At 73.8% G+C, this 10,880-nt stretch carries 8 protein-coding genes, 2 pseudogenes and 1 riboswitch; of the genes and pseudogenes, 6 read left to right on the plus strand and 4 right to left on the minus strand.

Features of this window, described 5'->3' with window-relative positions:
- Positions 1–394, plus strand: a pseudogene (locus tag DKT69_RS27825) (S1 family peptidase); the annotation flags it as partial.
- 92 nt (positions 395–486) lie between these two features.
- Here the strand turns inward: DKT69_RS27825 and DKT69_RS27830 are convergent.
- Positions 487–2,067, minus strand: coding sequence for a type III secretion system chaperone family protein (locus DKT69_RS27830; protein WP_109804446.1), 1,581 nt, complete (start codon positions 2,065–2,067; stop codon positions 487–489).
- Entirely contained in the window at positions 2,064–2,543 is a 480-nt protein-coding gene (locus DKT69_RS27835) for a type III secretion system chaperone family protein (protein WP_109804447.1), read from the minus strand. Before DKT69_RS27835 ends, DKT69_RS27830 begins: the two co-directional genes overlap by 4 nt.
- Before the next feature lie 113 nt (positions 2,544–2,656).
- Between DKT69_RS27835 and DKT69_RS41235 the strand changes: the two are divergent.
- Positions 2,657–4,132 (plus strand): annotated as a pseudogene (locus DKT69_RS41235) (DNA translocase FtsK 4TM domain-containing protein); the annotation flags it as partial.
- A 108-nt stretch (positions 4,133–4,240) separates the two neighbouring features.
- Positions 4,241–6,595 (plus strand): FtsK/SpoIIIE domain-containing protein, encoded by a 2,355-nt coding sequence (locus DKT69_RS41240; RefSeq protein WP_438361885.1) that lies wholly within the window; start codon positions 4,241–4,243, stop codon positions 6,593–6,595.
- 70 nt (positions 6,596–6,665) lie between these two features.
- Here the strand turns inward: DKT69_RS41240 and DKT69_RS27850 are convergent, their stop codons facing one another.
- A complete protein-coding gene (locus DKT69_RS27850) occupies positions 6,666–6,911 on the minus strand; it encodes a hypothetical protein (protein ID WP_109804448.1) in 246 nt (81 codons plus the stop codon).
- Positions 6,912–7,015: 104 nt separating this feature from the next.
- Positions 7,016–7,330, minus strand: coding sequence for a DMT family transporter (locus tag DKT69_RS27855; protein WP_109804449.1), 315 nt, complete (start codon positions 7,328–7,330; stop codon positions 7,016–7,018).
- A gap of 55 nt (positions 7,331–7,385) precedes the next feature.
- Positions 7,386–7,450: riboswitch (guanidine-III (ykkC-III) riboswitch) on the minus strand.
- Positions 7,451–7,568: 118 nt separating this feature from the next.
- Between DKT69_RS27855 and DKT69_RS27860 the strand changes: the two genes are divergently transcribed.
- From DKT69_RS27860 to pgsA, 3 genes are all read left to right on the plus strand, one after another.
- Complete coding sequence (locus DKT69_RS27860; protein WP_109804450.1) at positions 7,569–8,492, plus strand: ornithine cyclodeaminase family protein; 924 nt, start codon at positions 7,569–7,571, stop codon at positions 8,490–8,492.
- Between the two features lie 195 nt (positions 8,493–8,687).
- Positions 8,688–10,241, plus strand: a complete 1,554-nt coding sequence (gene rimO / locus DKT69_RS27865; RefSeq protein ID WP_236648397.1) for a 30S ribosomal protein S12 methylthiotransferase RimO — start codon at positions 8,688–8,690, stop codon at positions 10,239–10,241.
- A gap of 77 nt (positions 10,242–10,318) precedes the next feature.
- Positions 10,319–10,880, plus strand: a 562-nt coding sequence (pgsA, locus tag DKT69_RS27870; protein WP_109804451.1) for a CDP-diacylglycerol--glycerol-3-phosphate 3-phosphatidyltransferase, incomplete at its 3' end; no start/stop codon positions are given.

The following is a 10,880-nucleotide window of genomic DNA, read 5'->3' on the forward strand; positions in this document are numbered from 1 at the left end:
GCCCTGCGTGCAGTCCCCGGACCCACCGGAGGTGACCCCCTGCGCCTGGTCGCCGGAGAGCCACGCGCCGCCGGCCGGGGAGCAGACCGAGTGCACGGGCCAGGTGAGCCGCACCGGCGAGATCGCGGCCGGCCGGGCGCAGAACCAGCCGGAGGGTCGCTGGTTCCGGGCCGCCGCCGGCAGCCAGGAAGCCTGCCTGGACGCGCCGGAGGACACCCTGGCGGCGGTGCAGCTACAGCGCTTCACCGGGACCTCGTTCGAGACCGTGGCCAGCGCCGACACCTCCGACGGCGTGGCCCGGCTGACCGCCGGGACCCCGGCCGGTGTCTACCGCTACCGGGTCGTCGGGCTGGACGGCGAGGGGGCGTACACCCTGGCCTTCTCGGCCCGCTGAGCCGTCGCCGGGCGGCCCGCCCGGCGAGCCGGACCGCGGCCCCCGTCCACCACCGCCCGGTGGCCGGGGGCCGCGCCGCGTCCGACGGTCGGTCAGGGCAGCGCGGCGACCGCGGCGGCGTACCCGACGCCGGTGCCCACCGTCGCGTCGATCAGCACGTCGAGCTGCACGGGGGCCACCCCGTGCTCCAGGTCGGTGCTGACGTCCCCGGCCAGCAGCAGCTCACCGGAGTCCAGCTCGTGCACGTACGCCTTGGGCAGCAGCCGGTCGTGGTTCCAGGCGTTGCAGAACGCGTACGCCTCGGCGCGCCGGGCCGCCGGCAGCCGGCGGGTGGCCACCACCCGGGCGTGCAGGATCTCCCCACGCCGCCCCAGCCGGCGGTACCGGATCACCGCCTCGCCCCAGCGGCCCACCACCGTGCCGTCCGGCTCCACCGCGTACCCGTCGCCTCGCCGGTCGAGGGCGGCGGTCACCAGGGCCAGGCTCAGCGGGACCGGCTCCTCCGCCGGCGGTTCGGCCCGCTCCGGATCGTCGGCCGGCCACTCGTCGGGGGAGTCCTCGGCCGGCAGCGGCACCGGGTCGGCGAGCGGCCGGTCGGCCAGCCAGGAGGCGATCCGCCCGGACTGGTGGCCGGTGCCGTTGCGGGCGTCGAAGCTGCCGGCCAGCTCGGTCGCCACCGCGAGCAGGTCCGCGCCGAGCGTCGCCACGTCCACCTCGGCCGCCGGCCGGGGACCGTGGCCGGGGCGGTGGAGGCGCCGCCCGCCCCGCCCGGCCTCGGTGGCCAGGGTGCAGAGCAGCGCGCCGGCGGCGGCGAACTCCATCGCGGACAGATCGTCGTACGGGTGGTCCAGCCGCGGCAGCTGCTCGGCGAGGATGTCCAGCCCCCGGTCCAGGTGCCCGCCCAGCGCGCAGAACCGCAGGTGCGCGGCGAGCTGCGGGAAGGCCGTCCGCTCCCGCCGGTGTCGCCGGTACGCCCGCAGGTGCGCCCGTCCCGCCCGGTCGGCCGCCCCGGTCCGCAGCCACGGCAGCAGCGCCACCGTGAGGGCCCGCTCCGGCTGGTCGGTGCAGCGCACCTCGCCGTCGAGCACCGGTCGCAGCGCGTCGAGCGCCGCCGCGTGCTCGCCCCACCCGGCCAGCAGTTCGGCCCGCCGCGCCGGGACGCATCCGGGGCAGCCGCCGGCCGGGTCGGGTGCGGCCCCCCGCCACCGGTCGTGCTCCCGGCGGGCGGTCGGCTCGTCGCCGAGGTGGTCGGCGAGCCGGCAGCGCAGCTCGGCGACCGGTTCGGCGTCCGGGCCGATCCGGTCGGCGAGGTCGTCCAGCAGGGACCGGGCCTGGTCCAGGCCGACCCGTGGGGTGCCGAGGAACGCCTCCACCGCCTGCCGCTGGTGGCGGCGCAGCGTCTCGGCGTCGCCGGGGCGGCCGGCCAGCAGCCCGGGCGTCCGGTCGACCGCGGCCAGGCAGCGGCGCACCGGTTCGAGCAGCCGCCAACGCTCCCCGTGGTGCAGGTACGCCTCGATCAGCGCGAACCGGGCGGCCAGCCCGGTGCCCGGGTCGCCGGTCGCGTCGGCCTGACCGGCGATCCGCTCCAGCTCGGCGAAGCGGGCCTCCCCGTCGGGCAGGTCCCGGGCCTCGGCCAGCGCCTCGGCCAGCCCGCGGTCACGGGAGACGGTCACCGGACCGACCCGCCGGGCAGGTCGCCGACGGCGGCGGCGAGCTGGCAGCCGGTGGAGACGCCACAGTCGATCAGTTGGTCGAGCTGGTGCGGGGTGACCCCGCGTTCCAGGTCGGTGATCACCTCGCCGCAGACCTGGGCCAGCCCGTCGTCGGCGACGTGCACGAACGCCTTGGGCCAGAGCCGGTCGTGGTTCCAGGAGTTGCAGAAGGCGTACAGGGCGGGCACCCGCTCGATGCCGAAGCGGGGGGCCGCGACGGTGCGGACCTGGAGCAGCTCGCCCGCGGCGCCTCGGCGGAAGAACCAGATCAGGCTCTCCTCCCAGCGGCCCACCAGGTCGCCGTCGGCGTCCGCGCCGATTTTGTAACCCCGGTTGGCCAGCACCGCGGCAATCAGTTCGCCCGTCAGCGGCCGTAGTGCCTGCGGGTGTCCGGCCAGGGGGCCGTCCGGACCGTCCTCGATCTCCGGCGACGCCATCGGGCATCCCTTCTGAGGCGAATAACACACCGACGGCGCGGTCCGCGGTGCGACGCGCGGACACGACCCGGAAAAGCGGCGATCTGCCGGGTGACGCCGTTACGGTTGACTCTATGGCGGGCCGTACCTCTCAGGCGAGCCGGCGGCGCGGCGCGTCGCCGCGCGGCACCACGAACAGCCGTGCCCGCCAACCGGCGAAGAAGACCACCCGGGCGGCGGCCCGGCGGCGAACCGCGGCCCGGCCCGGCCCGGCCGTCTACGTCGGACGCGCGGTCGGCGCGCTCTGGATGGGGCTGGCGCACGGGGTGGGCTGGGCGGTCCGGGCGGCCGGCCGGCAGGCCGCGTCGGCGCGCGACCTGGATCCGGAGCACCGCCGCGACGGCGCCGGGCTGCTGCTCTTCGGCTTCGCCATCCTCACGGCGGTGGCCATCTGGTTCGGCGGCGCCGGGCCGGTCGGCGCCCGGCTGGCCGACACCGTGCGGCTCTTCCTCGGCGCGATCGCGATCGTGGTGCCGGTGTTGCTGATGATCGGCGCCTGGCGGCTGATGCGCACGTCGGCCGACCCCGAGCACCGGGGCCGCGGCCTGGTCGGCTGGGGCTCCATGCTGCTCGCCACCGCGGCCATGCTCCACATCGGACAGGATCCGGTCGACTCCGTGCAGCGGGACTACGCGGGCGGCCTGATCGGCGCGGGCGTCGGTGACCTGCTGGAGACGGCGATCACCGCCTGGGTGGCGGTGCCGCTGCTGGTCCTGCTGCTCCTCTTCGGCCTGCTGGTGGTCACCGCGACCCCGATCAACAAGATCCCGGAGCGGCTCGGCCTGCTCGCCGGCACGCTGGTCGCGCCCCCGGCCGGCGACGAGGCCGAGGTGGCCGAGAAGCCGGCCCGCAAGCGGCCCGCCAAGCGGCTGCCGCCGCCGCTGGACCCGGACGACCCGGACGACGACCACGACGGCGTCGACCTCCAGGACACCGTGGTGCTGCCCCGCAAGCCCCGGGGGAAGGTGCCCGCCTCACGCAAGCCGGTCGAGCCGCCGGAGCACTCGCCCGCGCCCACCCGGGCCGAGCAGCTCGCGCTCACCGGGCTGGCCGGCGACTACACCCTGCCGCCGGCCAACATGCTCAGCGGCGGCGCCGCGCCGAAGACCCGCAGCAAGGCCAACGACGAGGTGATCGCCGCGCTGACCGGCGTGTTCGACCAGTTCGACGTGGACGCCGCGGTCACCGGCTTCACCCGGGGCCCGACGGTCACCCGGTACGAGGTCGAGCTGGGCCACGGCGTCAAGGTCGAGCGGATCACCCAGCTCTCCCGCAACATCGCGTACGCCGTGAAGTCGCCGGACGTGCGGATCCTCAGCCCGATCCCGGGCAAGAGCGCGGTCGGCGTGGAGATCCCGAACACCGACCCGGAGAACGTGGCCCTCGGTGACGTGCTGCGCTCGCGGGCCGCGACCAGCGACCACCACCCGATGGTGGTGGCGCTCGGCAAGGACATCGAGGGCGGCTACGTGGTGGCCAACCTCGCCAAGATGCCGCACATCCTGATCGCCGGCGCGACCGGCGCGGGCAAGGCACTGGCCCTGGACACGCCGATCCCGACGCCTGACGGATGGTCCACCATGGGAGCACTCCAGGTTGGTGGGAGGGTCTTCGACGAGCAGGGCCGAGCCTGCACCATCGTCGCCGCCACCCCAGTCATGGATGACCGCCCCTGTTACGAAGTGGAGTTCTCCGACGGCACGGTCATCGTCGCCGACGCTGAGCACCAGTGGCAGACGACGACGAGGGCGGGCCGGAGTCAGCGAACCCAGCGGTGGAAGGATGGTTCGTACTGGTCCGCGGATGACGTGAAGCGGGTGGCGACACAGGCGGACAAGGTGCTGGCGGAGCTCGATCGCCCGGTGTCGACTGACGAGATCATCACGGATGTCGGCCAGCAGTTCCGAAACGTGCTGTACCGGGTCGTGCGTGGGTTGCCCAAGGAGGCGGAGAGCGCGCTGACCAGCTACCTGCGGGGTGGTCGCGAAGTGACCCGCCGGGTGCCCACCTATTCCCGTCACCGGGTCTACCAGGCATTGCATGAGATCGTCGCGGATCCGGGACGGTCAGGTCGGCGGCGTAGCTTCGACGACCGACCAGTCACGACGGCAGAGATAGCAGCGTCGCTACGGGTGGCCGGGCGGAGCGGATCCTGGGCCAATCACGCGGTGGCGGTGTGCGGGGCTCTCGACTATCCAGAGCAGGATCTACCGATCGCTCCGTACACCTTGGGCTGCTGGTTGGGTGACGGCACCACCGGGTCGGCCGGCTTCACATGCGACGAGGAGGAGCTGCTGGACAACATCCGTCTGGATGGGTACGTCGTGACGAAGCACGCTTCCAGCCGGATGCAGTACACGATCTCGAACAGGCCGGAACGGGAACGGCGAGTCGCCGAGGCGGTGGAACTGGCCACCGGGGGCGTGAGCCTCGCTCGGGCGGCGCGGCAGCTCGGGGTCGGCCTCTCCGCGGTGTGTCTGGCAGCTCGGGGTCGGACCAGGCTCCAGCGGCCGAGCCGCTTCGAACCGGACACTCCTCCCCGTGACCGTTACCGGACGCTGCGGCAGTTGTTCCGTGAGATCGGTACGAAGCATATCCCCGCCACCTACCTGCGTTCGTCAAAGCAGCAGCGGCGGGCCCTGCTGGCAGGTCTGCTGGACACCGACGGAACGGTTTCCAGGCAAGGCGGCGTCGAACTTGCGCTCACGAACGAGCGTCTGGCCCAGGATGCTCTGGAGTTGATCATTGGGCTCGGTTATCAGGCGACACTGACAACGAAGCGGGTGAAGGGCCGGAACGAGTTGACCTCCACCTGCTACCGGATCCACTTCACCCCGGCCGACAAGGTCTTTCGGCTAACGCGCAAAGCGAGCCGTCAAGTGGTTCGTACGCGCGCGACGACCTCGCGGCGCTACATCGTGGACGTCCGGCCGATCGCCTCGGTACCCGTCCGATGCATCGAGGTCGACAGCCCGAGTCACCTGTACCTGGCCAGTCGCGCGTGCATCCCCACGCACAACTCCAGTTGTCTGAACACACTGCTGGTGTCGGTCCTGACCCGAGCGACGCCGGACGAAGTGCGGCTGCTGCTGATCGACCCGAAGCGCGTCGAGATGACCGGCTACGAAGGCATCCCGCACCTGGTCACCCCGATCGTGACCAACGCCAAGAAGGCGGCCGACTCGCTGGACTGGGTCGTCCGCGAGATGGACATGCGCTACGACGACCTCGCCGCCAACGGGGTCCGGCACATCGACGACTTCAACCGCAAGGTGCGCAACGGCGAGATCAAGGCCCCGCCGGGCAGCGAACGGGAGATGCGCCCGTACCCGTACCTGCTGGTGATCGTGGACGAGCTGGCCGACCTGATGATGGTCGCCCCCCGCGACGTGGAGGACTCGGTCGTCCGGATCACCCAGCTCGCCCGGGCCGCCGGCATCCACCTGGTGCTGGCCACCCAGCGGCCCTCGGTGGACGTGGTCACCGGCCTGATCAAGGCCAACGTGCCGTCCCGGCTGGCGTTCGCCACCTCCTCGCTGGCCGACTCGCGGGTCATCCTCGACCAGCCCGGCGCGGAGAAGCTGCTCGGCCGCGGCGACGGGCTGTTCCTGCCGATGGGCGCCTCCAAGCCGGTGCGGATCCAGGGTGCCTGGGTCACCGAGCGCGAAATCGCCGACGTGGTCAAGTTCTGCAAGGACCAGCGCGAGCCGGAGTTCCGGCCGGACGTGCTCGCCCCCGCGCAGGAGAGCAAGAAGAAGATCGACGAGGACATCGGCGACGACCTGGACCTGCTCGTGCAGGCGGTGGAGCTGGTGGTCACCTCGCAGTTCGGTTCCACCTCGATGCTCCAGCGCAAGCTGCGGGTCGGCTTCGCCAAGGCGGGCCGGTTGATGGACCTGATGGAGACCCGGGGCGTGGTCGGCCCGTCCGAGGGGTCCAAGGCGCGCGACGTGCTGGTCAAGCCGGACGAGCTGGAGGAGGTCCTGGTCGGCCTGCGCGGCGGCGAGGAGTAGGCCCGCCCGGTGCACCCGCCGCGACAAGGCCCGCCGGCATCCCGGCGGGCCTTCGTCGTGGGGAGGTCGGTCAGGAGTTCATCAGCGCGGCGCCGATGACCATGCCGAGGATCGCGCCGAGCACGCTCGCACCGGCGGCGTACCAGCCCAGCGGCTTGTCGCCGAGGACCGCGCCGACGATGCCGAGGATCAGACCGGCCAGGCCGAACAGCGGCGGCAGGAAGAAGACCGCGATGACGGCGAAGACGAAACCCAGGATGGTGCAGATCCGCGCGGCGCTGCTGCGCGGGCGGGCGGTGGCGTGGATGTCGGCCATGGTGTCCTCCGTGAGTAGGCCCTTCGGTGGGTGATCGGTCACTACCCACTCGGCGCTCGCGATACGCATCCGGTGCGATACGCCGCGAATCGGGGCGGTATCGGTCAGTGGAAGACCTTCAGGCCCACGATGCCGGCCACGACCAGCAGCAGGCAGGCGATCCGGGGCAGGTCCGCCGGTTCGTGCAGGGCGAGCATGCCGACCAGCGCCGTGCCCACCGCGCCGATGCCCACCCAGACGGCGTAGCCGGTGCCGACCGGGATCTCGCGCAGCGCGTACGCCAGGCCGGCCATGCTCAGCACCAGGGTGACCGCGAACACGGCGGAGGGCAGGGGGCGGCTGAATCCCGCGCTGCGGTCCAGGGCGATCGCCCACGCCGTCTCGAGGAATCCGGAGAGCACCAGCACGATCCAGGCCATGGGGTCACCTCTTGCGCGCGGCCCGGCCACCGGGGCCGGGACGAGTCGGTCGTCGTCCGGGGCGTCTTGGCCTGACCGGGTACGCCCACGACTCGTCGGGGACGGCCCGGCCGTCGGTGCGCCGGCGGGGACCGCCACAGCCGACGCTAGCACCGGCCGGGCGCGGCGGCCGCCGGCGCGGTGACTATCCCCACCACCGATGGATCTCAACCTGACTTCAAGTTGCAGTATGGGTGTCATGACGCTGCTCTTCTCCGACGAGGACGTCGCCGCCACCCTGGACGCCCCGGTCACCGTCGCCGCGATGCGGGACGCCCTGCTGGCCGCGTACGAGGGTCGGCTGGTCGCCCCGCCCCGGGCGAGCGCGCCGCTCGGCGGCGGCCGGATGGTGCTCACCGCCGGCCACCTGACCGGCGAGTGGTACGGCTTCCGGTCGTACGACACCTTCGGGCACCCGGAGAGCGGGCAGCTCGTCGTGCTGCACGACGGGCGCACCGGGGCGGTGCGGGCGATCGCGGTCGGCGAGGAGTTGGGCTCCCGGCGGACCGGGGGACTGGGCGGGGTGGCCGTGGACGCCCTCGCCCGCCCCGACGCGGCCACCGTCGGCGTGGTCGGCTCCGGCCGGCAGGCGTGGACCCAGGTCTGGGCGGCCGCCGCGGTCCGTCCGCTGCGGGAGGTGACCGTGCACAGCCGTTCGGCCGGCAACCGGGAGGCGTTCGCCGCCCGGGTCCGGGCCGAGCTGGGCGTGCCGGCCCGGGCGGCGGCCACCGCCTCGGCGGCGGTGACCGGGCGGGACATCGTGGTGCTCGCCACCACCAGCCCGGCGCCGGTGCTGGATGCCCGGGACCTCGCCCCGGGCACGCACGTCAACACGGTCGGCTTCAAGCAGCGGCACCGCGCCGAGTTCGGCGCCGACCTGCTGGCCGCCGCCGGCGTCCTGGCCACCGATTCGCCGGCCCAGGCGGCCGCGTACGACCCGCCGATGCTGGCCGTCCTGCCGCCGTACGCCGAGCGGCTGCGTGATCTGGGCGCGGTGCTGGCGGGCGCGGTTCCCGGCCGGACCGGCGCGGACCAGATCTCGGTCTTCTGCTCGACGGGCCTGGCCGGCACCGAGGTCTTCCTGCTCGACCGGCTGGCCCGGGTCGGCGCCGCCGCGCGCTGACCGGGCGGTCCCACCGCGATCCGCCGCCGACCGGGCGGGCTCCGCCGCGATCCGCCGCGCCGACCGGGACGACCCGGCCGCACGACGGGCCGGGCGGTGAACGGGTGTGGCCGGCCCCGCGACCGGACCGGTGTGAGCCGGCCGATGCCCCGGCCCGCCGTTGGTGGAGACCCTGACGCGGCCCGGTACCCTCGGATGGTGTCTGCCACCTCCCCTTCCGACAACTCCGGCTCGGCGCGTCTGGCGTCGCGCCGCGACCTGGAGCTGTCGTCCGCCGCCGCCGGCCGCCGCGTCGCCCTGCTGACCCTGGGCTGCGCCCGTAACGAGGTCGACTCGGAGGAGTTGGCCGCCCGGCTGCACGCCGACGGCTGGCAGGTGACCACCGACGGCGAGGGCGCCGACGTGGTGGTCGTCAACACCTGCGGCTTCGTGGAGAAGGCGAAGCAGGACTCGATCCAGACGCTGCTCGCCGCCGCCGACACCGGCGCCAAGGTGGTGGCGGCCGGCTGCATGGCCGAGCGGTACGGCCGGGAGCTGGCCGACAGCCTGCCCGAGGCGCAGGCGGTGCTGAGCTTCGACGACTACCCGGACATCTCCGCCCGGCTCAACGCGGTGGTGGCCGGCGAGGCGATCGACGCGCACACCCCGCGCGACCGGCGGGAGCTGCTGCCGCTCACCCCGGTCAATCGGCGCGACGCGGCGGTCTCGCTGCCCGGCCACGGCACCCCCACCCGGGCGGTCACCGAGACCGACGAGCACACCCCGGCCCACCTGCGGCAGGTGCTGCGGCACCGGCTCGACACCGGCCCGGTCGCCTCGCTCAAGCTCGCCAGCGGCTGCGACCGGCGCTGCGCGTTCTGCGCCATCCCCGCCTTCCGCGGCGCCTTCGTCTCGCGTACCCCGGACGAGCTGCTCGCCGAGGCGGAGTGGCTGGCCAAGACCGGCGTCCGCGAGCTGGTGCTGGTCAGCGAGAACTCGACGTCGTACGGCAAGGACCTGGGCGACCCGCGGGCGTTGGAGAAGCTGCTCCCGCAGCTCGCCGCGATCGACGGCATCGTCCGGGTGCGGGCCAGCTACCTCCAGCCCGCCGAGACCCGGCCCGGCCTGGTCGAGGTGATCGCCACCACGCCCGGCGTCGCGCCCTACTTCGACCTGTCGTTCCAGCACTCCAGCGAGCCGGTGCTGCGCCGGATGCGCCGTTTCGGCTCCACCGACCGGTTCCTGGAGCTGCTGGCCTCCGCCCGCGCGCTGGCCCCGGAGGCGGGCGCCCGGAGCAACTTCATCGTCGGCTTCCCCGGGGAGACCCGGGCCGACGTGGACGAGCTGGTCCGATTCCTGACCGAGGCGCGGCTCGACGCGATCGGCATGTTCGACTACAGCGACGAGGACGGCACCGAGGCCGCCGGTCTGCCCGGCAAGGTCTCCGCCGCCACCGTGAAGCGCCGGTACGACAAGCTCAGCGCGCTCGCCGACGAGCTCTGCTCGCAGCGGGCGGAGGACCGGATCGGTTCGACGGTGGAGGTGCTGGTCGACTCGGTCGCCGACGGGGTGGTGGAGGGGCGTGCGGCCCACCAGGCCCCCGAGGTCGACGGCTCGACCACCCTGGTCGCGCCGCACGGCGGCGGGGTGGACCTGGCCGCGCTGCGCCCCGGCGACCTGGTCCGGGCCACGGTCACCGGGACCGAGGGTGTCGACCTGGTCGCCGTGCCGGATGAGATGATCTCGGCGGCGCCCGGCGCGGCACGGTGACGCCGGGTCCGGACGGAGCGGGGGAGCCACGTGGTGCGGTGTCAGGGACGCCACGGCGGCCGGAGCGGGGTGCGGCGATGACCGGAGCGGAGTCCACGGTGGTGGCCCGGGTGCCGGTGCTGAACGCGGCGAACGGGCTGACCGCGCTGCGCCTGGTGCTGGTCCCGGTCTTCGCGGCGACCGTGGTCGCCTCGGGCATGACGCACGCGGGTTGGCGGATGGCCGCCTGCCTGATCTTCGTCGTCGCCTCGGTGACCGACCTGGTGGACGGCTGGATCGCCCGCCGGTTCAAGCTCGTCACCTCGGTCGGCAAGGTCGCCGACCCGATCGCCGACAAGGCGCTCACCGGGGCGGCCCTGGTGCTGCTCTCCTGGTACGACCTGCTGCCCTGGTGGGTGACCGCGGTGATCCTCGCCCGCGAGCTGGGGATCACGGCGCTGCGCTTCTGGGTGATCCGGCACGGGGTGATCGCGGCCAGCCGGGGTGGGAAGATCAAGACAGCGCTCCAGATCCTCGCCATCACCTGGTATCTGTGGCCGATGCCCGCCGCCCTGTCCGTCGTCGCCCCGTGGATCATGGGCGCCGCCGTGATCGTCACGGTGCTGACCGGCTTCGACTACATCGCCCAGGCCCTCCGCC

Origin of the sequence: Micromonospora sicca, from assembly GCF_003172935.1 — a bacterium.
In the GTDB taxonomy this organism is placed as follows: Bacteria; Actinomycetota; Actinomycetes; order Mycobacteriales; family Micromonosporaceae; genus Micromonospora; species Micromonospora sicca.